This is a genomic window from uncultured Mucilaginibacter sp. (assembly GCF_903893715.1).
GTDB lineage: Bacteria > Bacteroidota > Bacteroidia > Sphingobacteriales > Sphingobacteriaceae > Mucilaginibacter.
On sequence record NZ_CAITNG010000099.1, the window covers coordinates 13,975 to 38,405 of the forward strand.

A 24,431-nucleotide genomic window follows, 5' to 3' on the forward strand; every position below is an offset into this window, starting at 1 on the left:
TAGTTGCGCGACATGATAAGCCTCTATGCAAAAGGTGCAAACAGGAGATGGACCGGGCCAGAAGGGCGATGTTTGTCAAAGTGTTTCTTCCATGGCTGCCTTTAAAAAAATACCATTGTTTTTATTGCGGCCTGTCAACCTATGCTTTATTTGTGGGTTAAGTTTAGAAAAAAGGCTTTTTTTACTGAATTTCATTTTTCTCTCATCAAATTATCATTTCTTCGCGTATAATGAATATGATGAATAACAAAATGCTGTGTGGCAGTGGGGGGTACGAATGAGATTAGCCACGCTTGTAATAACCTTATTTTTGTTTTTTTTATTAGTTGATGCAAGAGCGCAAAACGATACGTCTAAGTTGCGCCAAATCAACAAAAACGAGGATGGCGCGGTAGTCGACTCGAGCAAGCAGCGCGACATGATTGATGTAATCAACGCAATCTTCAATAAAAAAACAAAACCCGAAGATCGAAAGACAACACCCAAATTAGTTGTATCGTTCGTGCCGGCCATTGGCTATACGCTTTCTACCGGTTTTGTGGTTGATGCAAGCGTCAACCTCGTGTTTTATACCCAAAAAAACTGGAAGAAAAACATCTCCTTTGTCGATTTTGAAGGCTTTTACGATTCGAGGGCACAAAAGAATTTCTTTACCCAATCGAGCATTTGGGCCGATGACGATAAATTGCGATTTATCGGCGACTTACGTTTCTTGAAATATCCCGACGATACCTTTGGCTTGGGCAGTTTTACAACCGAAGATGACGCCAATGCATTGGTTTATAACTATATCCGTTTTTACGAAACAGTACTTCGGCGCGTAGCTACAGGGGTTTTTTTAGGTGGTGGTTACAACCTTGACTATCATTATAACATTACCCAAACCGGCCCGGTTAGCAACCCGGTAAACGATTATAACCGCTACGGATTTGCAAGTACGACCGTGTCTTCGGGCGTAGACCTCACTTTTTTATATGATACGCGCCGCAACCCTGTAAACCCCTTGGGCGGCACATACGCTAACCTGATTTTCCGCCAAAATTTAACTGCCATGGGCAGCGATGCCAATTGGGAGTCGTTACAATTGGATTTACGGAAATATTACCGTTTCCCCGCAAATACCAACAATGTGTTGGGTATCTGGAATATGGACTGGTTTACATTTAACGGGCAGGCTCCTTACCTTGACTTGCCAAGTACCGGTTGGGATACTTTTAACAATTTAGGTCGCGGTTACGTAATAGGACGTTTTAGGGGAGTGAATCTGATTTACCTTGAAACCGAATACCGTTTTGGCATTACCAACAATGGCTTGCTCGGCGGAGTGGTTTTTGCGAATGGTCAAAGCTTTTCAGACTATCCGAGTGGTGCTTTCAAAAAAATAGACCCGTCGGTAGGCGCTGGCTTTAGGGTGAAAATAAACAAACACTCTAACACTAACGTATGCCTCGATTACGCCTATGGATTTGAAAACTCAAAAGGCTTTTTTGTTAATTTAGGGGAGGTGTTTTAACTCACGCGTTAATTTAAAGTAATTGGCAAAAATTGATAGCTGAAAGTGTACAAACCTTTTGTAAACGTAAACTTAAATGCGATTTTTTGCTTTGTGGGTTTACCGTCTACAGTAGCGGGCGTTAAACGAGGCAAGCGCGATAGTTGCTGAATCAACCCGTTAGCCACATCGCCTCGAAAAGTGCTTTCGGCCCGCATCCCTTCGAGGTCTCCATATTCGTTTACGTAGCCTTGGATATTGATTTCATTTTCAAACGTGCTGATATTAACTTTACTGATATATGGCGAAACAACATTTTTTATTTCCTCGTTAAATACGCGCAACCCATATGAATATTGGGCCCCTACGATATGTTTTCGTTTTACCCCATTGCATGGCACAGCCGAAACCCTAAGTTTCTCGGTCCGTGTAAACGGGAGCAGATTGTTCGGATCTGCCAAAACTAATCTCGATGCATCGGTATAGTCCCCTAATGGCCCGTTCCCTTTTTTAAAAACACCATTTTTAAACTCTTCTGTTACTACAGTCGTGGTAGTTGCATCGTCTGTTTTATACGCCCGCCAGGTTCCGTCAGGTTTACCATTCAATAATTTGCCTTTCCAACTAATCATCCCCATATTAATCAAATATGGGCCTTTTCCGCCAGTGATTATTTTTTTTCCGTCTTTGTCCCAAGCATCCGCTATTGATATTTCGCTATTAACCGCATCAAGGCTAAGTTGGGGTTTCCCATCTTCATAGTACAAATCCCAATGGCCGTCAAAACTATTGTTTTTAAACGAGCCTTTAGCCTGCAATGTTCCGTTCATATAATGGGCTACAAAACGACCATCTTTTAACCCATCTGAGTTATAGCTTCCTTCAGTTAAAACCAAACCCGTATCTGCGCGCAAAACATCTTTAAAATTTCCGGTAAATTTCCGGTCTTTCATGTTTAAATGCGCATAACGGACAATCTGTGCGCAACTATCTTCAATCAAATCAAACTCTTCGTTGAGTAATAAATTAACACTGTCTTTCGCTACAAAATTAATCCGCACCCTACGAACAGCGAACGGACTGGTGCTTTTTTGTATCTGACAAAATGCAGTAGAGCATATAAATAGCGTTATTATTGTTGCAGATAATGTTGATTTCATAAATATGTTGCCTTTTTTTCTTGTTTACGAAAGTATATAAAGATATAATAAATCTAATGTATGTTTATAAGGCGAATTTTATATAAACAAATGGAGTTTTAATTGCGTACAAATACAATCTTTAATTAATTTTACGTTATCAGTTAAATTAGCTTATAATTGATTTAAACTTTGTTGATTTTACCCTTACGCTTTTTATATGAATCAAAAGTACCCTAAAACCCCCTTGCTGTTTATTGCCCTGTTCGGTTTTATACTTGTTGCTGCATCTTGCTCAAAAAGTAATTCGGGCGGTGGCGGAACCGTTACCACGCCGGCTACGCCTATTGCAACTTTAGGCTTATACGAATATCAATCGGGGCTCAATAAGCGTATTTTTATGCCAATTGCAGGTATTGGTACCGAAACCGTGAGCTATGTGAGCGTTTTTGATACAGGTTCAACCGGTATGACGATTGATGCCAATGGTATTTTACCGGCATCAATGATTACCACTTCGGGGATAACGGTAACCGGCGATTCGGTAGTAGTAAATGGTATTACGGTTACATCAAAAACATCTACCATAGTGTATGGCGATGCTACGTCGTCAACAACAGAGTATGGCAATCTGGCTTATGCTACAGTAACCCTTGGCGATCCCAGCAGCACGCAGATCACCACAAAACGCATCCCTTTTTTTATGTACTATAAAATTGTTGACCAAACAGGCAAGCAGCTAACAGCCCACAGTGCCGATGTATTTGGCGTGGGTTCGGGTGTAAGTTATACCAATAGCACCATAGCAAGCCCATTGAGTTATTTTACTACAACTAACGGAGGCATTAGCGGCTTTAAATTGGCCACGATGAATAGTCTTTACTTTAATGGCAACGGCACATTGGTACCAGGTTTGCTCACCATCGGGTTGATCCCGTCTGATTTGACCACTGCCGGCTTCGTTCTGCACCCGTTGACCTACTTTACGGTTGGTGGCTATTCTGACGACATACCGGCCACAATAACCTACAATGGCACAGTGGTGTCATCGGCGCAAATATTGTTCGATACTGGTACACCGTCGATAACTGAAATAGAAGACCCCAAGGCAACAGGGGTGGGACCATTGGCACCAAGCTCAATTGTAAGCATTACAACCAACAAAGGCTTCACTTTTCAATATATTGTGGGCAACAGCGGTAATTTAACAAGCATACAAAACCCCAATATTTCGGGCGATACCCGCACGATTTTCAGTCTCGATTTTTTTGTAAGCAACGAATACATGGTGGACTACAAAGACCATGAGGTAGGGTTAAAGAATAATTGACGTAAAATTGCCCAATTAAAAAAAGCCCTTTTTTTAAAATAAAGGGCTTTTTTATTACGGACATTGTTCTATAATGTAGCCATGTCAATCACGAAACGATAATGCACATCGCCTGCAAGTGTACGTTCGTAAGCTTCATTTATCTGGTTGATATTGATTACTTCCACATCAGATGTGATATTGTGCTCGGCACAGTAATCCAACATTTCCTGCGTTTCTTTCAAGCCGCCAACCAACGAGCCAACCAAACTGCGTCTACCCAAAATTAATGGGAATGCCGAAACTGGAGTGGGTTGCGGTGGCGCCCCAACTACAATCATTACACCATCTGTTTTTAACAAACTAAGGTATTCGTTGTAATCATGCTGCGCCGAAACAGTATCGAGGATAAAATCGAAACTATTCGCCAGTTCTGCCATAGTATCTTTATCGGTAGTGAGTTTAAAGTGTTTGGCGCCTAATTCGGCAGCGTCTTTTGCCTTACCAGCCGAGCGACTCAACACAGTTACTTCGGCGCCCATGGATGCACCGAGTTTTACGGCCATGTGGCCAAGTCCACCAAGTCCAACAACTGCCAGTTTATGGCCTGCTTTAACGCCCCAATGCCGTAAAGGGGAGTAAGTGGTGATGCCCGCGCACAACAAGGGTGCAACTTTTTCTAACGGTAGCTTATCAGAAACAGATAGCACAAAGTGCTGGGTAACCACAATATGGCTCGAGTAACCTCCCAAAGTGGTATAGCTTTTATCCTGGCTTAACGAGTTATAGGTTTGGGTATGCCCGTTTTCGCAGTATTGTTCAAGGTCGGCTTCGCAATTGGCACAATGCATACACGAGTCGACAAAGCAGCCAACACCAACGGTATCACCCACTTTAAACTTGCTTACATTATTACCAACACGGGTTACTTTGCCCACAATTTCGTGGCCTGGTACGGAAGGGTAAACGGTGAAGCCCCATTCGTTACGGGCAGTGTGGATATCCGAGTGGCAAACGCCGCAATATAAAATCTTGATTTCCACATCTTCTGCGCCGGGTTCGCGGCGCTCGATGGTAAAAGGGGCAAGTGGTTTTTCTGCACTTTGTGCAGCATAGGCTTTTGCTAATGTCATATAGGATTAGTGTTTTTTGTTTCAAATTTGTATACAATAATTGATAAGAAGGTTTGCTGAAAGCAATATTTTGCCTAATATTGAATGGTTTTGTTGGAAAGTTATTGGGTTGCTAAGCTAATTGGTTATTAAGTTGTAGTGATACCCATAAATACCCATGTCGGAAATTAAACTTGTAAATTGTATTTAGCCCTGTATCGGGATGTTGAATTAGTGTAAATTTACTGATTTCGCCATCCTTTGATAGTAATTATTTTAAAAACCTAACTGTCACAACACAATGAAAAGAAGTAAAATTATATTAACCGTATGCATCGTGATCATTACCTTTATGGTATCGAATCCCGCAAAGGCGCAAGACAATACCAAACAACAGCAAATGGCGGAGTTGATAAAAACCTCGACGCCCGAGCAGCGTACCAACTTGCAAACCAAAATGATGACCAGTAAGCTTAATCTCGACACGGTTACCTCGCAAAAAGTATATGCCATTAACCTGAAGGCCAATCAAAAACTCGACCCGTTGCTGAAAGGCGATGCAAGCGGCGGCAGGTTTGCCAAACTAAGGCAAATGAAAAGTATTGAGGATGATAAAGACAAAGAACTAAAAAAGGTATTGAATCCCGACCAGTATAAACAATATGAGGCCATGAAGGAAGAAATGAAAGAGAAGATGAAGGAAAAAATGCAGGAGAAAAAGGCAGCACAAGCACAATGAAGTTAAAGATATGTACTGTGTTTGTTACGTGTATGCTATTTACGTTGCTGGCACAATCGCAAATACCAAAGGTAGTTTGTGGTTCGATTGAAAGGTTGGCCGATTTTCAATCGAAATATGTAGATGCCCGGAACGTAGATGTATGGCTGCCGCCGGGTTATGATGCCCATAAAAAGTACCCGGTTTTGTACATGCACGACGGGCAAATGCTTTTTGATAGTACCATCACCTGGAACAAACAAGCATGGGGCGTTGACGGTGTGCTCTGCAAACTTTTGACCCAAAATAAAATAAAAGCTTGCATAGTAGTCGGTATTTGGAATATCAGCAATCAAAGGCACGAAGAGTATTTTCCGCAAAAGGCATTTTATAGCTTGCCACCTGCAGACCAGCAACGGATGCTCGATGTGGGCAAGGAGCAGCAGGCACCTGTTTTTCATCATGCACCCATGTCTGATAATTACCTGTTGTTTTTGGTAAAAGAGTTAAAACCCTATATCGATACCCATTTCGGTACTTTGTCCGATGCAGGGCATACCTTTATTGCCGGATCGAGTATGGGTGGGTTGATATCGTTGTACGCCATTTGCGAGTATCCCAACGTCTTCGGAGGCGCGGCGTGCATGTCGACCCATTGGACAGGTATTTTTACCAATAAAAACAATCCTTTGCCCCAGGCCATATTAAACTACCTTAAAATAAGGCTGCCATCCCCAAACAATCACCGGATATATTTCGACCATGGAACTAAAACACTCGATTCGCTCTACAAGCCGTATCAATTACAAGCTAACAGTATAATGAAAGCTAAAGGGTATACTCATAAAAACTTTGTAACGCTTGAGTTTCCCGGTGCCGATCATACAGAAAGGTCATGGAGGGCAAGATTGGATACCCCTCTTTTATTTTTGTTCAATAAGTAAAACAAGGATATCCATCTGCAAAAAGCATTTTATTTAAAGCTAAAAGCCATCGACACCACGTCGGACAACAGATCGGTACTTTGCGAATAATGCCCGTAGCGTATCTCCACATCGTGCAAGCTTTGCCAGCCCAACACGCCTTTTGGCGGTGCCAGCCTGATGCCCATGCCATAAAACCGGCTCGTAAATTGGGCATAGGCATAGTTACTGGTATAGTATTCCTCGCTTGGGGTATGTGTATAAATAGGGGCGAAGTACCGTGCAGCCGTTTGGTCGTAATACCTAAAGAATGGTGAAACCGAGAAGAAAGGTGTGATTTTGTAAACCACCTCCAGGTTTGCAGTATTCGATTTGGTGCCCCAGCTGTCCATATAATACCGGTAATAACCTTTTAGGATGATGTTATCGCCCAAAAAGTAGTTCAACCTTCCGCCTATGGGCAGTTTATAACGGTTTGAAGGTAGTTTTTCAACCGCGTCGGTATCCTTGGGATTGGCAAAATATACCCTATGGAAAGGCAGGCCTAAATAGCCACTTTGCGCTACGGCATCAAATAATAACATGCCTTGTAAACGAGGGCTGATCATTTGTGAGTACGAAAAAGAGCCGGTGTAGGTATCCCTTGCCGAAGTTGGCAAACTGCCTCCGCCCGATGTAGTTGTACTGCCTCCCGAGCTGACTGCGGTTGTGCGCCCGCTGGCGCTGGTAATGTAGACGACCCCGTTTGATACCGTCTTAACGGGAGCCGGTATAAACTCGGAGGGGTATATCATTGTCACCTGATCCAAATAAGCCTGAAACTTAGCGCTAAACTCGCCATTATTGTGGTTTACCTTTTTAGAGAAATGTACATCAGCACCGAAGGAACTGTAATTATACTCCGACGATACATATGAGCCAATACCAAAACTGCCGCCCTTGGTTTCGAGGGTCCAATCTAACGATGGGTAAACTCTTGAGCCACCTGTTTTTGATGCGCCCGATTTGTTTACGTAGGCAGCCGATGCCGAAGTGTGGTAGTCAATACCGAAGCCAGCCGAAATGGTGTTTTTATTCAGGTTTTCGCCTAACCAAACCAGTTTAAGTTCAAGCCCGTTCGAAATGTCGGTTACTGCTTCAGTACCCACCCCACCCGTAACAGGCGAATGATTGCCGGTTTGGTTATAATAGCTCGAAACCAGATTGATCTCGTCAATTCTCAGTCTTCTCGGTCTGTAATCAGTGGTATCATCAATAGGCGTGTATAAGCTGGTTTTTGGCTTATTGGTGGTATCGGGCAACGTTTGTGCATAGGCGCCCATGCGGCAAACTATGGCAAATCCGATAACGGATAAATATACTTTCTTCATAAATTAATATAGGGAGGGATGAAAATTAGTTACAGCCGCAGCCGCCACCGGTTTTTCCGGCATTCGCGCCGGATGCTGCCTCGCGGTACGATTGGAAATTCATTTCGTTTTTTTCCACCTTACGGTTGCCTAACACCATCTCCGAGTCGTTAAGCCTGCTTTTTTGATATTCCTTTAAGTTAGTGCACGATGTGATAGCTGCCGTGAGCATCAGGAATGCCGTTAAAATTAAAAATTGCCTCATTATATTGTTTGTGTGTTTATGTAAGATGGATGTTTTTGGATGTATATAGCCTGTTGTAGTCATCGACAATTACCGCTTCGATGTCTTTCATTTGGTTGATCAGGTCGAGCCCGGCCTGTACCCCCATAATAGTTACCGGTGTTGCCATGGCATCGGCAATTTCGGCATTGGTAGTGATGATGGTAACGCTTTTGATCCCGCTTACAGGTAAACCGGTGCGCGGATTAATGGTATGCGAGTAGCGTTTGCCACCTATCATCACAAACTTTTCATAATTACCGGATGTGGCGACCGCCATATCGGTTATAGTCATGTACGAAAACACCTTATCTGCAGATTCAGGATCAGCAATCCCGATGGTCCATTTTTCGCCGTTGGGTTGCAGCCCCCAGGCGCTCATATCGCCCGAAGCATTCACCACACCACTGGTTACACCTTGTTCTTTCATTACTTGCTTTGCCCTTTCGGCCGCGTACCCCTTGCCAATGCCGCCAAAGCCTATCCGCATCCCTGCTTCGCGCAAAAAAATTGTACAATGCTCATCGTCCAAAACAATGTTACGATAGTTGATCAGCTGTACCATTTTTTTGGCGGTCTCCTTATCGGGCAAGGCCGTCATGCTTTGATCAAAATTCCATAACCGCTTGTCTATCGAACCATAACTAATATCAAAAGCCCCTTGTGTAAGCTCTGATATCCTGATAGAGCGTTTAACCAGATTGAACGTTTCCCGACTTACCGTTACGGGTTTGATACCGGCATTGCGGTTAACTTCGTTGGTCTCGCTGTCATCGCTAAACGTGGTGAGCAGCTTTTCGATCCGCCTGATCTCATTTATCCCCGCATCTATTTTTTGGTTGGCCCAACTTTCATCATCCGAAACCGCGCTCAGTTCAAAATGGTTCCCCATCAATTTGCAGCTTCGTTTAAAAACGGTGGGTTGGGTAATGGTCATCATTAATATTGGCGAATGGCGGCTTGTATTTATTATCAATATCCCCCAGGTTACTAAGATACAATTTTAAGGGCTTATTGTGAAGTTGAGATGAATTTTTAGCCTTGTTTTAAGTAAAAAATCAAACAAAAAAATTGCATTTTAACACAATATTTCGCGACATTTAATGTTTTAATGCTGTGATTAAAATTTGACAGATAGCCTTATGAAAAGTAAAATAAAACAGGTGTACCGGCTCGCATTGGCCGTGGCACTTTTAACCTTTGTAACATTGAACGGTATTGCCGCTCCTTCTTCGGCAACTAAAACCAATTACCCTCCAATCCGCATCAGTTTGCGTTATGGATACTACGGTGGTTATTACCGCCCTATTTTCCCGTCATATTATCCATGGGGATATCCCCGGTTGGGCTTTTTTATCAACGTTTTGCCATTTGGGTATATACCGTTTTATTATGGCAGCCTGCCGTACTATTACTATGATGGCGTTTATTACCGTCCTTATGAAAACGGGTATCAGGTTACCGTGCCACCTGTAGGTGCCGAAATACCGCAACTGCCTGCGCATACCAGGCCGATTTTGATCAACAACCAGCAGTATTACGTACTAAATGGTGTTTACTACAAACCATACACTAATCCCGACAATACCCAAGGCTACATTATTGCAGGTAAAGATGGTGTATTGAATACCAGCATAACAGCCCCAATGGCACCAGCGTCTCCCGCGCCAGCCGGTCAGCCAACGGCTCAACCTGCACCAGTCGGCCCGCCGGTGAATGCGCCTGCACCTGTTGTTGGCCCGCCATCGGCCATGCCGCCTGTAGTTGCCGATATGCCAAAAATTGGCGACACGGTAACTCAATTGCCCGATGGCTGTAAATCGGTAAATATAGCTGGTAAAACCTACTTTGTTTCGCCGGCCGAAGTTTACTACGAACAAGCTATTGACGGGAACAACGTGATTTACAAAGTGCAAGGCGTTCCGTCAGCCAATCAAAAGCAATAAATAAAAATTTATCTGTAAAATACGAAGATCAACGCCCCGCTAAATCGTCAGGTTTAGCGGGGTTTTTGTTGTTGGTTATCATTTAAAGGCTGCTTTCGTTCATTTTGGTTGATTTATAAGTATCTCATTAATAGTTGTTTATGTAAATAAATGATGGTAATTGTTTGATTTCAGTCATTTTTTATAAACTGATTTATATCATTTTATATAGTGATTGCAATCACGCTACACCTTGTATTACAACGGTAGTTTAGTCCCCATAAACGAGGTTAAGTATAACAACAATAAACTATCAATCATGAAAGTAATTAAGAGCACAAAATTCTGGGTAATAGCAACCCTAACCTGTACTATAGGTTATATAGTAAGCTGTACGAAAAAAGATCAGGTAATCATTCCCGACTCGGGTTCGGGTTCAACAACGCTGGTATCGTCAAGTACCGCAACGGCACCAACAATTGATGGTGTAATTGACCCGGTTTGGGCCAACGCTACTAAACTGAACGTGACCGCCACTGTACCGAATCCCGGTAACGGTACTTTTGAAGGTTATATCGGTTTGTCTTACAATGTAACCCTCCGTTCGTTATACGATAATAATAACATTTATTTTTTGGCAGAATGGAACGATGCTGATGCCAGTTTGCTTAATACCCCTGTATCGTACAATCCAACCACGAAACTTTGGGCCAGGCAATCAAGCGGCTACACCTTTGATGTGAACGGAAACATTACCAGCATACCTTTTAACGAAGATAAATTTGGCTTTCAATGGAACATCAACAACTCGGTGGCTAATTTTGCCACACAGAGTTGCTATGCAACCTGCCATATCAATCCCGCTACCGATTCACTCAACAACCACGTAAATCCACCGGTATTGGTAACCGTACCCGCTAAAGCTGGCGGTAATCACTTTACCAATGGCCCTGCCGAAAAAGCTGATCTTTGGCATTTTCACTTAATGCAAGATCAGGTTTATGGTTATGGAGATGATGACTATATAGATTATGCAGGCGGGCAATTAAACGCCAACGGCCGCCACTCTGATGGTGCTGTGGTAACCGCTACTACATTAGGCATACCTACTTACTCAACAGTTGCAGGCTCTATCACCAATACACAAACTTTAAAAATAACAGGTACTTCAACATCGGTAACCGTACCAGCCTGGGTAGTTAAAGGCCAAAGCAACGCTTATGCATTAATGACAACAAGTACCACACCCGGACAAGCCGTAGCCACTTTAACGGGTGTAACCGCTACCGATGGTACCACACCCGCACTATTGGTTACCGCAGTTGATGCCAACGGTGTTTTGACTTTGTCTGACGCGTCTAAAATTGACCCTACAGCCACAACAGGCTTTAATACCATTTTTGATGCCAATGGCAACATTACCGGTGTTGGTGCCAACGCCATCCCCGGATTGATTATGGAGAAATACCAGGGCGGCCGTGGTGATTTACCATTTAAAGCTGTTTACACAGGATCGGGTTGGATATTGGAATTTAAAAGGGCATTGAAAACCAATGATGTTGCGGTATTGCAGGATGTTGATTTTTCGCCTTTATCGGATGTGAATTTTGGTATCGCGGTATTTAACAAAGCAAATTCGGCGCACGCCATAATGCCGGGCCTCACCTTACATTTTCAAAAATAACCACAGGCTGATCTTTTAAATAATTAAAAACGAAGAATCATGTCAAAGAAAAAAATAGTGTTGGGGTTGTTATTGGTCAGTTCGCTGATGATATTGGTGAACAGCTGTACCAAAACAACAACCGTTGTTGAAAGCAACGCGGTTGCCGTAACCACTACCGTAAGTTTTTCGAAGGATATTGTTCCGATACTGACCAAAAGCTGCGCTTTAAGCGGTTGCCATGCAGGCTCAATAGCACCCAATTTATCAAGCGCTACAGCCTACACCTCGCTCATTAATGCCAGTTTAGTAAATGTGGGAACACCCGAAAATAGCGATGTGTACTTGTGGCTTACCGGTAAAAAAGCCGCTACCATGCCTCTGGGCAGTGCAAACAATCCATCAAATATAAATGCATTAATGCTTGCCTGGATAAAACAAGGCGCTAAAAACAATTAAAGAAACGGATCATGAAAAAACAAAATAAATATAAATTGGCAATTACCGGCCTTGCGGGGGCATGCCTTATGGCGGCGCTGTGCTGTAGCCCGGCCCAATTAAAAGCGCAGGCTAAAACGGCTAAGGATACCAGCGCAAAAGCAAAAGACACAGCAGCCGAAGCGCCTGTAATTAAGAAGAAATCGTATACAAAAAATACATTCGAAGGTAATTACCTGATTGATAACGAAACAGTAATGGTACCTATAAAAGGGACTTCTGAGTTCGATATTCAACACAGGTTCGGTACTATGGAACACCATTTTACCGATTTGTTCGGGATATTTGGCGGTGCTACCATGCGTTTAGGTTTTAGCTACACACCGCTAAATAACCTGCAAGTGGGCTTTGGCGCCACCAACGAAAGGATGCAGGTGGATTGGAACGCTAAGTACGCCCTATTAAAACAAACAAAAAACGGCAGCATGCCGGTAAGCGTAACCTATTATGGCGATGCCGCAATGGATACCCGTAAAAAAGATGCTACTACTTTGTTTATCACCACCAGCGACCGTTTTAGCTACTTTAACCAGATACTGATAGCCCGTAAGTTTAGCGAAGACTTATCGGTACAGGTTGGCCCGAGCTGGAGCCATTTTAATAATCTGCAAGGTTATACCGACAATGAAGGTGTGGTGCACCCGATATGGAATAACGACAGCTTTTCGTTCTCCGCATCGGGCAGGTATAAAATATCGCCAAAAACAGCCATCATAGCCAACTACGATCAGCCATTGACACAGCACCCGGCCGATAATCCGCATCCTAATATCAGCTTTGGTTTAGAGATGAAATCGAGCGGGCACGACTTTGAAGTATTTTGCGGAAACTACAGCTCGTTGATACCACAGAACAATAATTTGTACAATCAGAATGATTTTACAAAAGGGCAGTTCCTGATTGGTTTTAACATCAGCAGGTTATGGAATTTTTAATCGTAACAAAAAGGCAATTACCCTGTTCACCTAACAACAATATAAAACCCCAAAAACAAATCTCATGAAAAGTAAATTAGTCTTAGCAACAGCAACATTGGCCATAGGGTTGATGACGGCAGCGTTCACACTGGTACAACAGCCAAAGCCATGGCCTGTGCCCGACAAGAACGCCAAAATGGCAAATCCGGTTAAGTCGAGTAAAGAGTCAATAGCCGATGGTAAATCGCTATGGAGTGTTAACTGCGCATCATGCCACGGTAAAGGTGGATTAGGTGATGGAAGCAAGGCAGCACAGTTAAAAACCATCCCGAATGATTTAACCAAGGCTGATTTTCAATCACAGTCTGACGGAGCTATTTTCTACAAAATATCCGAAGGCCGTGATGATATGCCAAGTTTTAAAAAGAAACTTCCGGATGCCGAAGATATTTGGAACCTGGTAGTTTATGTACGTACATTAAAAAAGTGATATAGGTTTTATAATTGGTTAAAGGGGTCCGGCTTATGCCGCACCCCTTTTTTGTTTTGTGATTTAACATCGGATTAAGTATTGTTTTGTGATTTCGGTCATGTTTTTAACTGCCGCTAATCATAGTTTAAGCTAAAAAGCAAGCATAACTTTATCGCAATCAATAACGAAAGAATATTTATGGACAGCAACGATAATATAAACCCTAAAGACCCCTCATCGCGCAGGAAATTCGTTTTAGGGGTAGGGGCATTTTCTGTATTTGCAGCAGCCGCGGCAGTGGTAGGATTTCCGCTATCGTTTAAAAAAAGCCCAAAAGGTGCGCCAACTTGCCAACCTGAAAGCAAAAAGATAACCATGCTCACCCAAGATGGGCAATTGGTTGAGATCGACCAGGAACTGATTACCTCGGCGGCAAAAAAGGTAAGCAACCAGGAGTTGCAAAACTGGATAAAAAAATAAGCATCACACCATAATATAACAGTAATGGAACAAGAGAATAATTCGAGACGCGACTTCCTGGTAACCGGGTTGGTTGCCGCAGCTGCCAGTGTGGTGGCGGGATGCGCGCCCAAGAGCAATGTTTTTGAAGCCGCAGCCGATGAGCAGGTAATGCCATCTGGGAAAAAAGTTAAACTGCTATCGGTAGATGGCGAAGTGATTGAGGTGGATGCTGCTTTTTTAAAACCGGTACCGCATATGCCGCCCGTTTCAAACAGCGAAGCCAGAATAGGTATTCCGGGCAAAAAGTTTGTGATGGTAATTGACCTATCGCGTTGCAAAAACCTGAAGAAATGCCAGGCTGCCTGTAACCATGCCCACGACCTGAACCCCGGCGAAAACTGGATAAAAGTTGACCCGATGAAAAACTCGGAACACTCGGCGCCTTATTGGGAGCCAACAACCTGCATGCATTGTGATGACCCCCCTTGTGTTAAGGTTTGCCCTGTCGATGCCACTTTTAAACGCCAGGACGGTATTGTGCTGATTGACAGCGACCGTTGTATCGGATGTCGCTTTTGTATGGCTGCCTGCCCGTATTCAACCCGTGTGTTTAATTGGGGCGCACCGCAAATATCCGAAGAAGTTGCCGCGCAACCATACTCGTGCGAAACCAGCATCCCGCAAAAGAAAGGCACTGTTGGCAAATGCGATTTTTGTGCAGATATGAGCCGTATGGGCGAATTACCGCACTGTGTTTCGGCTTGCCCCAATGGTGTTTACGCTTTTGGCGACCTGAACGAAGATTCGGTTACCAATGGCGCTGAAACCTTCAGGTTTAGCGATTTGATTCGCGATAAGGCCGGCTACCGTTTAATGGAAGACCTGGGCACCAAACCAAGTGTTTACTACCTGCCGCCCGTAAACCGAAACTTCCCGTTTGAGTCGGGCCTGGAAACTGATAGCTTACAAAACCCTAAAAACTAATTCACCGTGGAAAATTCAGATTCGATAGCCAACAATAAAATAATAAACGACCTGTTGCCCCAAAAATTTGGAAAGGCAGGTAAAATATGGACCGGTGTTTTGGTGGCCATTTGTTTATTTGGTCTGTATGCCTATTATCGCCAGTTAAGGTATGGTTTGATTGTTACCTCCATGCGCGATTATGTGTCGTGGGGTATTTACATCTCTAATTTTGTGTTCTTTGTCGCCATTAGCCTGGTAGGTTCGCTAATAACCGCCGTTTTTAGGCTGGCCGGTGTGCATTGGAGTACGCCGCTTACCCGCATTGCCGAAATGATAGCCGTTGCGGCCATTATATTCGCCTCGCTCATTATCATTGTTGATATGGGTAGCCCTGAGCGGTTTTACAACCTGTTTATACACGGCAGACTCCAATCGCCCATTATCTGGGACGTAATCGTTATCACAACTTATTTCTTTATCAGTATCCTGTTGCTGTATTTCCCGTTGCTACCCGATATTAAGATATTGCTTACGTTTAAAGAACGGTCAGGGCCAAGGCTGAATAAGTTTTACGGTTACATCGGCTCATTTTGGAAAGGCCTTCCGGAGCAATATAAATTGGGCGACAAGGCCATCAATATTTTGTGCATAACCATTATCCCGGTAGCGTTTACCATTCACACCGTAACATCGTGGTTGTTTGCCACCACCTACCGCCCTGGTTGGGATAGTACCAACTTTGGTGCTTATTTTATTGCAGGTGCATTTTTGGTAGGGGCAGGCTCGGTTGTAGTCGCCATGTATGTTTTCAGAAAAGCATACCATCTCGAAAAGTATATAACTGAAGACCATTTTGAAAAAATGGGCCGTATACTGGTGATGCTGGCTATGCTTTACCTGTATTTTAACATCAATGAGTTTTTGACACCCTTCTTTAAGATGAAAGAATCCGAAGCAGCCTATTTGAACGGCCTGTTCACCGGCGATTTCTCGGTGGTATTCTGGTTCGCTATTTTAACAGGAATGATTGTGCCGACCATTATCCTACTCTTCAAAAAAGGGAGGAAACCCTTGCCGGTGATGATAGCAGGCATTATGGTGGTTATTGGTGCCTGGTTTAAACGTTATTTAATTGTAACCCCGACTTTGCTGCACCCATTTTTACCCATGCACGATGTACCTGCCAGTTATAGGCACTATTTTCCAAGCTGGGAAGAATGGGCTATCACTTTCGGCTCATTGGCCGGTGTAATGCTGGTTATCACTATCCTTGCGCGTATATTCCCAATTATCCCAATTCAAGAAACTATAACAGAGCAACATGAAATCGCTGAATAATATCAAAACCGCTGTATTGTCCATTGCAATTTTGTTTTCGGGCTATCATGGCTTTTCGCAAGGCGCAACCAAAGGGGACCTCAGTGTGGCGCTAAGTTACTTTAGTGTAAATAACCAGGTGCCGTACATCACCGCTAAGGTAAAAACCAAAATAGATGGCAGGTTTCAGCCAGTGGCCGGTATTAGCTTGAAACTGTTTTTAGATAAAGACTCTACAGGTACCTTTATCGGAAAGGTAACTACTAACGAAAATGGCGAAGCTTCGACCACTATCCCCGTTTCGGTAAAAAAAGAGTGGACCACTTCAACCAAACATATCTTTTTGGCCACTTTTAACGGAAACAAAAAATATTACGCGGCAAAAGGCGACCTCACTATATCACAAGCCAAAATATTGATAGATGCCGGTAGCGATAAGAAGATAACCGCTTCTGTGCTGGAATTGAAAAACGGTACATGGGTACCTGTAAATGCTGTCGACGTTAAGATAGGGGTGAAACGTTTAGGATCAGACCTCCCCGTGGGTGATAAGCCTACGGTTACCACGGATTCTACAGGCACTGCTGCGGCTGATTTTAAACGCGACAGTATCCCCGGCGATGCCAAAGGCAATATTACGCTGGTTGCCCGTGTTGAAGACAACGACACCTACGGTAACCTGGTGATAGAAAAAACAGTACCATGGGGCGCTAAATTTATCCCGCTAAGTAATTTTAATGAGCGCTCCCTTTATGGTACAAGGTATAAAACACCTATTTGGCTATTGGTGGCTGCTTATTCCATCTTGATTGCGGTTTGGGGTATCCTGATAACGTTGGTGGTGAGTGTTTTCAAGATAAAGAAACTTGGCGAAACGCAAGCTTAAGCCCTTAGTTTAATCATTGCTAAATTATTTAAACTATAAATTCTATGTATTTTATAGTTTAAATGATTTGTTGTTTACATTTGCAGCGTCAACATCTTTTGCAAATGAGTAACACCCCCATAAATTGCCCCGCTGACCTGGTTTTGGTTAATCAAAATAAAATAAGGATTATAGCTTTACAAGTTTGGTTATTGGCCATTGTGTTTTGGCTTACGCATATCGCTGCTAGTGTTGCCTTATTAGTGGTCGATTTTTTTCTCCGTTCATTCAGTCTTCAGCAATATAGCCCCTTGGCATTTATTGCCGATGCTGTAATAAAACAATTGCATATTAAAAGTAAACAGGTAGATCAGGCGCCTAAACGCTTCGCTGCGCGCATGGGGTTTGCCATCACTTCACTATTGCTGCTGCTTAATATTATTGGTATCGCTTTATTGGTTAACGCAATTGTAGCGCTATTGATTTTCTTTTCGTTCCTGGAGTCGTTTTTCGGCATTTGCGTGGGCTGTCACATTTATACCTATTGGATTAGGGTGACAAGAGTGTTTTCAAAATAATGGTAAAGGGGGGCTTTCAACATCCGCTAAAGCCCTACCCTCAGCGATACTTTGAGGCCGGTTTTTGAAATGCCGGGATGGTCGAGGTAACTGAACCGCCGAATACCATCAATCCTGATGAACTTGAATATATTACCGATACCCACGCCCGCTTCGGTATAGGGCGTGCTGCCTAGCGCGTAAGTACCCGATGCTCCCGCTGCAGGCACCGGGAAATTATACAGCCCGCTTGTCAACGCCGGGTTGTTCTCATCCCGTAAGCCACCGTAAAGTATTTTAAATGACAGGAACTCCCGCCATTTCAAACGGTCGATCACAGGTATTTTGTTCAGGAAAAAGCCATTAAAATTTTGCGTGATATTAAAGCCGGCATAATGATCGCTCACAAACTCAAGGTAATGCATTTGGTTGTAGCCGTCGGCCGAGTAAACAATGGATTGGTTGGCATTGCTGATGTTCAACAGGGGGTAGGGGACTTTGCCAGCAATCATACCACCAAGCAGCGTAACGTCCGCGTACCCCAGTTGCGATTCGTAAAGTCGTTTCTGTATGGTCGTGGTAACGGAACTGTACTGATTGGTTCCGCCCAACAAACCCTGGATGCCCTGGCTGAAAAGAACCGTCATGATTGGATAGTTGTTCCTAATCGTGTGCCGGTAATCCGCTCCCTGATAAATTTGCTCATGCGGGGCATAGCGAAGCCCTAATGTAAACACGCTCGACGTGATATGGTCAACCAATGTTTGTTGCGGGTCGTTCATTGTATAGGTCAGCGAGCCAGCCGCCTTGTCGCTGCGTTGATAGAAACCGACATCAAACGATAAATGATTATCATATTCCTTAACATAATCCAACTTAAAAATACGCGAATAAAAATAATAACGATCCGTTCCCGTCTGGAAAGATGATATGGGCGTCCTGAAATTTCCAGCACTGGAATTGTTGCCCGGCAGGCCGATATCATATTGCTGGCTAAACTTTAAATAATTATTCGGGTAACGGTAAAACGGTATGGCGTTAACGGTATAATAAACAGTGGTATTGTATTTAAATTGATGATCAAGCAGGCCTTCGGCAAGGTATCCCTCCAGATAAATGTTTTTATTAAATTTCGGAGTAGTGCGCCCGCCAAGGCCCAAACGTATGCCTTCTATCGTACTGTATGAGGCCAGATAAGCTGTGTTGAACTGGAACGGACCGAGATCTGCATATCCCGTGCTTAACGTTGTCGCAATCCATGTAGCCCTTTTGAACTGAGGCATTTTTTCCAGGCGGCCAACCTGGCGATAGTACTCTGCTTGTTTTTCGGGAAGCGTGTCAGGCCGCTGGCTCGCCCAATACAAGCTGTCCTTTTGATCGAAACCGGGGACAATTTGCTCGGCGTTGCCCCCATAAAATTCCGCGCTCATCGGTTGATTAGCCAAATAACCGGTGTAGCGAATTGTCCGCTCTCCGCTTAATCCGGCGCCTCTGTTCTTCAATATCCCAAAATCTGCTTTGGTATTCGTTTTGGTCAGGAAATAATGGCCGGAGGGCTGTTTCTCGAAATCTAAATTGACCTGTAAACTGCGTAAAAAATTCAGGTTGATCTCCTTGTCCACATTTAAGGCACATGAGGTTACCGCGTAGCTGCCATCAAGCGTTACCAGCAAGTGTCCTTCAAAAAGCAGGTCGCCCTTATTTCGTGGTATAAAACTGAGTTCTATCAGGGTGTCTTTAGCCGTCCTGATGGTATCGGTAATAAAAAATTTATAAAAGTCTGGTGCGTGGTCGGCAATCGGACTTAAAAATTGGTAGTTGACAATGAATATATTGTTCTCATAGATATCGACCTTATCACCATACAGCCGATTTACATAAATATTAACCCCGGCGGTGTCGATGAATTTAAGAATGTTGGCCTCCTTTTGAGCGGTCAGAACCTTAATCGACTTTTCAGGCGTTTTTTGAAGATATAGGCGGTACTTTTTTTCACTAAGGTAAGCCTCCATCGCTATTTTCCCCCCGGCTGTGTCGTACATAAAACGATACGGCTTCAACACAAAATTATTAACCAGTGCAGGATGTATCCCATAAACCCTGAGTGCTGTGTGCTCGTATTGGTCATATTGCAGGTGTTCGGCTTTTTGCGGTCGGTTAGCGTCTTTATGTGCAATAACGCGCCGGATCAGTTCGACCGCCGGGTTATCTTTGTTACGGTAAGATTTGCTACGCTGTCCTTTAATTGAGACCTCCAGAAGTTGTGTTTGGTACTTTTCAAGTTTTATAGCGACTTCGTTTGCGGTTCCGGCTATTATCATTTTTGTGAGGGGGCGATAACCGATGGCCGAAATTACTATTTGCGAAAAATTACCGGCAGCGGATAGGGTGAACTTGCCAAGGCTGTCTGTTCTGGTGGCGTTATGGCTGCCGGCGAAAGTAACGTCGACCATCGGGATTGTTTGGCCGTTCGCGGCATCAATAATTGCACCGCTTACACTGGTGTGCTGCGCGAAACAGCTAAAAGATATTAGCAAGCATCCCCAAAAAAAAGATAACTTCCTGCTAAATAAGGGTAAATAGACCACCGCGACGTTTAAATTAAAACCCACAACGAACACTTTAGCGTGTACGTAATGTTGAACAGCGAATATAATGCTAAATACCGTTTTTAACGCTTGTTGTTTTTTACTTTCAACTTGCGGAAAAATATTTTGCCACTTTCCAACAAAAATAGCTTGTATTACAATCTGCTTTCAGTTGAATTTTAGTGAAATTCATAGTAATTTAATATTTTAATAACAATAGGTGTCTACTTTCGATGAATGCAAAAACCTCTTTTGTTGCGGCTAAGTATGTCAAGTTTTAGCTTCGTTCTGAATTACCTTTCTTATACGCTCATTGATACAAAGGATGCTTTCTGATATGCTTTATCCTGCCTCTCAAAATAATCATATTATAACCATTATGGAAAATTCAAATGCCGCGGCTGTTGAAATAACGAAGTATTTTAACAGAGATTTGAGTTGGTTAAGTTTTAACCACCGCGTGTTGGAAGAAAGTCAAGACCCACAATTGCCGCTTGTCGAAAAAATAAAATTCATTGCTATCCATGCCTCCAATTTGGACGAGTTTTACAGGGTTAGGGTGGCTCATTTAGAAACATTAGCCAAATTAGGGCAGTATAACGATGAAGAGTCTGCTTCTTACCAGGATATATTGACTGCGGTTCGTAAAGAAGCAAGTCATCAAACCAGCTACCTTCGTTATATTTTGGCAACATCGATAATTCCAGGCTTAGAGGAAAATAATATTATCCTTTACCAGCATCATGAAGAAGTACGTGAGGAACATCTTGAATTTATATATGAATACTTTAACACACAGGTGGCCTCGTATTTGCAGCCAATTTGGCTATCGAATGAAACAACGCCATTTCTTGAAGATCGACAGCTGTATTTCGTATGGCAGTTGTCTCATAAAAACAGTTCTGAAAGGCTGATTTTATTAAACTTGCCTACCGAGCATCTTCCGCGATTTATACCACTGCCGAAGATAGACAATAAACATTATGTAATCTATTTGGATGATATAGTAAGGATTGGCGGCGAAATATTTCTTGAAAATTATAAAATCAAAGGGTGCTTCTCAATCAAGTTAAACAGGAATGCCGACCTTAACCTTGACGAATATTCGGGGGCTATCGCCGGCCAAATGAAGATTAGCTTAGAGCAACGCGCTTTCGGAGCTCCATCCCGGTTTCAGTACGATGTAGCTATGCCAAAAAAACTGGTATCGTTATGTGTTGACCTGTTTGGTATAGAGCAAGATGAACTAACCCCTACCGGGAGATACCAACAGATGAGTGATTTTTTCTCTTTTCCGGTACCGGCTAACTCTCTACCCACTTTAGCCAAATGGAAGCCATTAAAACATCGCGAACTTGCTTCTTATAAGAATTATTTTAAGGCATTAGATGAGAAAGACTTCTTATTGCATTTTCCTTATCAGTCATACGACCACGTATTGATATTTTTTAACCAAGCGGTACTCGACCAATATGTAACCGAAATCATGGCTACCTTTTATAGGGTCGCGTCCGACTCTCACATCGTGAATGCGCTCATTAGCGCCTCAAAAAATGGGAAAAAGGTGAGGGCGTTTGTGGAAGTAAAGGCTCGATTTGATGAGGCCAACAACTTACTATGGGCAGAGAAAATGGAAAAAGCGGGAATAGAGATTTCTTACAGCCTACCCGATATAAAGGTTCATGCCAAAACAGCATTGATTACCCGGGTAAAAGATGGAGTAACCAAAACTTATGGATTTTATGGCACCGGGAATTTTAATGAAAGAACGGCCGGTATTTATTCTGATATGGGGCTACTTACCTCCAACCCGGTAATGAATGAAGAATTAAAAGATGTTTTTCTTTATTTGTATACCGGTAAGCAACCCGCGCCATTTAATCATTTGCTTGTCTCTCAATTTAATATCATCGACAGGTTTAAAGAATTGATAAATAACGAAATAAGGGTTGCCCTAAATGGGGGTGAGGGGAAAATCATCATCAAGCTGAATAATCTGGAAGACAGAGAGATGATCGATGCGTTATATACAGCATCGAACGCCGGCGTAAAAATAGAGTTGATTGTACGCAGTATTTGCCGTTTACGACCCGGTGTACCAGGTCTTAGCGAAAATATTACGTTGAACCGTGTAATAGGAAGGTATTTGGAACACTCGAGGGTATTTATTTTTAACAATGATAATGACCCAAGAGTTTTTCTCGGATCTTCCGACTGGATGGAGCGCAACCTGCGATCAAGGGTGGAAGTTGTGTTTCCGGTGTATGATGAAGCCTGTAAAGAGGAAATATTTAGCTTTATAAAGCTTCAGTTAGCACCTTATAGAAAAACCCGTTTGATCGATCAACATCTAAAATCAATACCAATAGCGCCCGGATTGGAATGCGGTGACGATGCCCAGGAAGCTTTTTATCAATTGATAAAGGAAAAATGATGACCAAAAACAAAAAAAGCCTTGACGAAAGTCAGGGCTTTTAGTTTCCGGTGTCGGGATGGCAGGATTCGAACCTGCGGCCTCCACATCCCAAATGTGGCGCGATACCGGGCTACGCTACATCCCGTTTGGGGTTGCAAAGATAGCAAAGCAAAAGCCTTTTGCAAATAGTATTTTAAAAGAAATTAAAGCGCTTTGATTTACAGTATTTTAATCTGCTTTTTTTAGTGGTAATTATCTTGCCGCGGTCGATTCGCGCTCGATTAGAGTTGAAGGGATTACAATTTCTTCACTTTTGGTAAAAACGGTATTGTTTTTTAAAGCCCGGAACAGTGCCAAAGCCGCTTGTTTCCCTATTTCGAACGCCGGTTGGGCTATGGTGGTTAAAGATGGCTTCAACAAGGATGCAATGCGCAGGTTCGAAAAACTTACTATTTTAAGCTTGCCGGGTATATTGATATCCAAAGCATGACAAACTTCATAAGTTGTGATGGCCAGTTTTTCAACCGACGCGAAAATGCCGTCGGGCGCATTAGAGCCGGCAAGTGCTTTGGTCAGTATGTCTCTATTGTCGTCATCGTTTTGGGTGCAGTTGATCACCCGGCTTTGCAGATTGAACTTTTTGCAGGCATCCAGGTAGCCGTCCATTCGTTTTTTGTCAATCGACAAGTTTTGTGATATGGAGAGGTAAGCAACATCCATACAACCGCGTTCAAACAAATGTCCGGTAGCATTATAGCCACTCTGATGGTCGTCAGTTACAATCTTAACGGTCTTGAAATCATCAAACACCCGGTCGAAAAACACTACAGGTATTTCCATGTTTACAAACTCTGCAATATGGTTGGCTTCGTTGGTTTCGCTCGCTACCGACATTAATATACCGTCAACGCGCCCATTCAATAAATGCTGCACCATGGCAGCTTCTTTCACATGGTCATCATGCGTAAGGTAAATAAGCACGTGGTAGCCGTGCTGTTGGGCTATTTCTTCAATGCCATCTATCGCTAAAGCGAAAAAATTATTCAGTATCTCGGGTATAATAACGGCGATGGTTTTGCTTTTCTGGCTCCGCAGACTGCTGGCATACAAGTTGGGAGTGTAGTTCAACTCTTGTGCAAGCAGTTTTACCTTATCGCGCGTAGCCTGACTAATTTCGTAGCTATCGCTCAAAGCACGCGAAACCGTGGATATTGATAGGTTTAAACGCTGTGCAAGCTCTTTGATAGTAATCTGCCCCATAATCAGCAAAAGTACAACAATGAATGAAAACGTTTCCGTAAAAAAAAACAGGCCACTTTAACCAAACTGACAATTTTTTTCAGCAACATTGCATTGCCCCAGCTATCACATGGGTATGTTTCAAATTAAGTACACACAACAATTTATAATTGATAAATTTATGCGTGCATTTATACATAGCTATGTGCACTAACCAAAAC

The 24,431-nt window shown here is 43.1% G+C and carries 22 protein-coding genes and 1 tRNA gene; 15 read left to right on the forward strand and 8 right to left on the reverse strand.

What is annotated here, in order from left to right; translation table 11 throughout:
* Nucleotides 1-310: 310 nt before the first annotated feature.
* The gene (locus QZX97_RS11255; RefSeq protein WP_295654757.1) at nt 311-1,513 is read left to right on the forward strand and encodes a hypothetical protein; all 1,203 of its coding nucleotides are present in this window, start codon (nt 311-313) and stop codon (nt 1,511-1,513) included.
* A gap of 8 nt (nt 1,514-1,521) precedes the next feature.
* Here the strand turns inward: QZX97_RS11255 and QZX97_RS11260 are convergent, their stop codons facing one another.
* Nucleotides 1,522-2,652, reverse strand: coding sequence for a hypothetical protein (locus QZX97_RS11260; protein WP_295654758.1), 1,131 nt, complete (start codon nt 2,650-2,652; stop codon nt 1,522-1,524).
* Nucleotides 2,653-2,851: 199 nt separating this feature from the next.
* Between QZX97_RS11260 and QZX97_RS11265 the strand changes: the two genes are divergently transcribed.
* A complete protein-coding gene (locus QZX97_RS11265; protein WP_295654761.1) occupies nt 2,852-3,961 on the forward strand; it encodes a hypothetical protein in 1,110 nt (369 codons plus the stop codon).
* 68 nt (nt 3,962-4,029) lie between these two features.
* Here QZX97_RS11265 and QZX97_RS11270 read toward each other — a convergent pair whose 3' ends face one another.
* The gene (locus tag QZX97_RS11270) at nt 4,030-5,073 is read right to left on the reverse strand and encodes an NAD(P)-dependent alcohol dehydrogenase (protein ID WP_295654763.1); all 1,044 of its coding nucleotides are present in this window, start codon (nt 5,071-5,073) and stop codon (nt 4,030-4,032) included.
* Nucleotides 5,074-5,353: 280 nt separating this feature from the next.
* Here QZX97_RS11270 and QZX97_RS11275 point away from each other — a divergent pair, with 280 nt between their 5' ends.
* Nucleotides 5,354-5,791, forward strand: coding sequence for a hypothetical protein (locus QZX97_RS11275; RefSeq protein ID WP_295654765.1), 438 nt, complete (start codon nt 5,354-5,356; stop codon nt 5,789-5,791).
* A complete protein-coding gene (locus tag QZX97_RS11280; RefSeq protein ID WP_295654767.1) occupies nt 5,788-6,714 on the forward strand; it encodes an alpha/beta hydrolase-fold protein in 927 nt (308 codons plus the stop codon). The genes QZX97_RS11275 and QZX97_RS11280 overlap by 4 nt, the downstream gene beginning before the upstream one ends.
* A gap of 29 nt (nt 6,715-6,743) precedes the next feature.
* Here the strand turns inward: QZX97_RS11280 and QZX97_RS11285 are convergent, their stop codons facing one another.
* Genes QZX97_RS11285 through QZX97_RS11295 form a run of 3 tightly spaced genes read right to left on the reverse strand, consistent with a single transcriptional unit; the run spans nt 6,744 to nt 9,265 of the window.
* Nucleotides 6,744-8,063 carry a DUF3570 domain-containing protein gene (locus tag QZX97_RS11285; RefSeq protein WP_295654769.1) on the reverse strand — a complete coding sequence of 440 codons (1,320 nt, stop codon included), beginning with the start codon at nt 8,061-8,063 and terminating at the stop codon, nt 6,744-6,746.
* Nucleotides 8,064-8,088: 25 nt separating this feature from the next.
* Nucleotides 8,089-8,307, reverse strand: a complete 219-nt coding sequence (locus QZX97_RS11290) for a DUF4266 domain-containing protein (RefSeq protein WP_295654771.1) — start codon at nt 8,305-8,307, stop codon at nt 8,089-8,091.
* A gap of 16 nt (nt 8,308-8,323) precedes the next feature.
* Nucleotides 8,324-9,265: an FAD:protein FMN transferase gene (locus QZX97_RS11295; RefSeq protein ID WP_363152392.1), complete on the reverse strand. Its 942-nt coding sequence runs from the start codon at nt 9,263-9,265 to the stop codon at nt 8,324-8,326.
* A gap of 202 nt (nt 9,266-9,467) precedes the next feature.
* Between QZX97_RS11295 and QZX97_RS11300 the strand changes: the two genes are divergently transcribed.
* The 10 genes from QZX97_RS11300 (at nt 9,468) to QZX97_RS11345 (ending at nt 17,988) form a co-directional block, all read left to right on the forward strand.
* The gene (locus QZX97_RS11300) at nt 9,468-10,271 is read left to right on the forward strand and encodes a DUF6515 family protein (RefSeq protein WP_295654772.1); all 804 of its coding nucleotides are present in this window, start codon (nt 9,468-9,470) and stop codon (nt 10,269-10,271) included.
* 298 nt (nt 10,272-10,569) lie between these two features.
* Nucleotides 10,570-11,934, forward strand: a complete 1,365-nt coding sequence (locus QZX97_RS11305) for an ethylbenzene dehydrogenase-related protein (protein WP_295654775.1) — start codon at nt 10,570-10,572, stop codon at nt 11,932-11,934.
* A 39-nt stretch (nt 11,935-11,973) separates the two neighbouring features.
* Nucleotides 11,974-12,372, forward strand: a complete 399-nt coding sequence (locus QZX97_RS11310; RefSeq protein ID WP_295654776.1) for a hypothetical protein — start codon at nt 11,974-11,976, stop codon at nt 12,370-12,372.
* Nucleotides 12,373-12,383: 11 nt separating this feature from the next.
* Nucleotides 12,384-13,346, forward strand: a complete 963-nt coding sequence (locus QZX97_RS11315; protein WP_295654778.1) for a DUF5777 family beta-barrel protein — start codon at nt 12,384-12,386, stop codon at nt 13,344-13,346.
* 64 nt (nt 13,347-13,410) lie between these two features.
* Nucleotides 13,411-13,818, forward strand: coding sequence for a cytochrome c (locus tag QZX97_RS11320; RefSeq protein WP_295654780.1), 408 nt, complete (start codon nt 13,411-13,413; stop codon nt 13,816-13,818).
* A gap of 180 nt (nt 13,819-13,998) precedes the next feature.
* The gene (locus QZX97_RS11325) at nt 13,999-14,280 is read left to right on the forward strand and encodes a hypothetical protein (RefSeq protein ID WP_295654782.1); all 282 of its coding nucleotides are present in this window, start codon (nt 13,999-14,001) and stop codon (nt 14,278-14,280) included.
* A gap of 24 nt (nt 14,281-14,304) precedes the next feature.
* A complete protein-coding gene (locus QZX97_RS11330; protein ID WP_295654784.1) occupies nt 14,305-15,246 on the forward strand; it encodes a 4Fe-4S dicluster domain-containing protein in 942 nt (313 codons plus the stop codon).
* A 6-nt stretch (nt 15,247-15,252) separates the two neighbouring features.
* Nucleotides 15,253-16,566 carry an NrfD/PsrC family molybdoenzyme membrane anchor subunit gene (gene nrfD, locus QZX97_RS11335; protein ID WP_295654786.1) on the forward strand — a complete coding sequence of 438 codons (1,314 nt, stop codon included), beginning with the start codon at nt 15,253-15,255 and terminating at the stop codon, nt 16,564-16,566.
* A complete protein-coding gene (locus QZX97_RS11340; protein WP_295654787.1) occupies nt 16,550-17,431 on the forward strand; it encodes a hypothetical protein in 882 nt (293 codons plus the stop codon). The genes nrfD and QZX97_RS11340 overlap by 17 nt, the downstream gene beginning before the upstream one ends.
* A 104-nt stretch (nt 17,432-17,535) precedes the next feature.
* Nucleotides 17,536-17,988 (forward strand): DUF4395 domain-containing protein, encoded by a 453-nt coding sequence (locus QZX97_RS11345; protein WP_295654794.1) that lies wholly within the window; start codon nt 17,536-17,538, stop codon nt 17,986-17,988.
* A 26-nt stretch (nt 17,989-18,014) separates the two neighbouring features.
* On the opposite strand, the gene QZX97_RS11350 is transcribed toward QZX97_RS11345, so the two are convergent.
* On the reverse strand, nt 18,015-20,504 hold the full coding sequence (locus tag QZX97_RS11350; protein ID WP_295664657.1) for a DUF5686 family protein: 2,490 nt from the start codon (nt 20,502-20,504) through the stop codon (nt 18,015-18,017).
* Between the two features lie 376 nt (nt 20,505-20,880).
* On the opposite strand from QZX97_RS11350, the gene ppk1 reads away from it, so the two are divergent.
* Nucleotides 20,881-22,989 (forward strand): polyphosphate kinase 1, encoded by a 2,109-nt coding sequence (ppk1, locus tag QZX97_RS11355; protein WP_295664658.1) that lies wholly within the window; start codon nt 20,881-20,883, stop codon nt 22,987-22,989.
* Nucleotides 22,990-23,042: 53 nt separating this feature from the next.
* Here the strand turns inward: ppk1 and QZX97_RS11360 are convergent.
* Both QZX97_RS11360 and QZX97_RS11365 read right to left on the reverse strand, forming a co-directional pair.
* Nucleotides 23,043-23,116, reverse strand: a tRNA-Pro gene (locus tag QZX97_RS11360).
* 107 nt (nt 23,117-23,223) lie between these two features.
* A complete protein-coding gene (locus QZX97_RS11365) occupies nt 23,224-24,231 on the reverse strand; it encodes a LacI family DNA-binding transcriptional regulator (protein ID WP_295664659.1) in 1,008 nt (335 codons plus the stop codon).
* Nucleotides 24,232-24,431 lie beyond the last annotated feature (200 nt).

Coding starts and splice junctions, on each gene's coding strand:
- QZX97_RS11330 (WP_295654784.1), top strand. CDS start 14,305: ATGGAACAAGAGAATAATTCGAGACGCGACTTCCTGGTAACCGGGTTG.
- QZX97_RS11305 (WP_295654775.1), top strand. CDS start 10,570: ATGAAAGTAATTAAGAGCACAAAATTCTGGGTAATAGCAACCCTAACC.
- QZX97_RS11365 (WP_295664659.1), bottom strand. CDS start 24,231: ATGGGGCAGATTACTATCAAAGAGCTTGCACAGCGTTTAAACCTATCA.
- QZX97_RS11285 (WP_295654769.1), bottom strand. CDS start 8,063: ATGAAGAAAGTATATTTATCCGTTATCGGATTTGCCATAGTTTGCCGC.
- ppk1 (WP_295664658.1), top strand. CDS start 20,881: ATGCTTTCTGATATGCTTTATCCTGCCTCTCAAAATAATCATATTATA.
- QZX97_RS11300 (WP_295654772.1), top strand. CDS start 9,468: ATGAAAAGTAAAATAAAACAGGTGTACCGGCTCGCATTGGCCGTGGCA.
- QZX97_RS11320 (WP_295654780.1), top strand. CDS start 13,411: ATGAAAAGTAAATTAGTCTTAGCAACAGCAACATTGGCCATAGGGTTG.
- QZX97_RS11280 (WP_295654767.1), top strand. CDS start 5,788: ATGAAGTTAAAGATATGTACTGTGTTTGTTACGTGTATGCTATTTACG.
- QZX97_RS11345 (WP_295654794.1), top strand. CDS start 17,536: ATGAGTAACACCCCCATAAATTGCCCCGCTGACCTGGTTTTGGTTAAT.
- QZX97_RS11260 (WP_295654758.1), bottom strand. CDS start 2,652: ATGAAATCAACATTATCTGCAACAATAATAACGCTATTTATATGCTCT.
- QZX97_RS11270 (WP_295654763.1), bottom strand. CDS start 5,073: ATGACATTAGCAAAAGCCTATGCTGCACAAAGTGCAGAAAAACCACTT.
- QZX97_RS11325 (WP_295654782.1), top strand. CDS start 13,999: ATGGACAGCAACGATAATATAAACCCTAAAGACCCCTCATCGCGCAGG.
- QZX97_RS11315 (WP_295654778.1), top strand. CDS start 12,384: ATGAAAAAACAAAATAAATATAAATTGGCAATTACCGGCCTTGCGGGG.
- QZX97_RS11340 (WP_295654787.1), top strand. CDS start 16,550: ATGAAATCGCTGAATAATATCAAAACCGCTGTATTGTCCATTGCAATT.
- QZX97_RS11290 (WP_295654771.1), bottom strand. CDS start 8,307: ATGAGGCAATTTTTAATTTTAACGGCATTCCTGATGCTCACGGCAGCT.
- QZX97_RS11275 (WP_295654765.1), top strand. CDS start 5,354: ATGAAAAGAAGTAAAATTATATTAACCGTATGCATCGTGATCATTACC.
- QZX97_RS11295 (WP_363152392.1), bottom strand. CDS start 9,265: ATGATGACCATTACCCAACCCACCGTTTTTAAACGAAGCTGCAAATTG.
- QZX97_RS11265 (WP_295654761.1), top strand. CDS start 2,852: ATGAATCAAAAGTACCCTAAAACCCCCTTGCTGTTTATTGCCCTGTTC.
- QZX97_RS11310 (WP_295654776.1), top strand. CDS start 11,974: ATGTCAAAGAAAAAAATAGTGTTGGGGTTGTTATTGGTCAGTTCGCTG.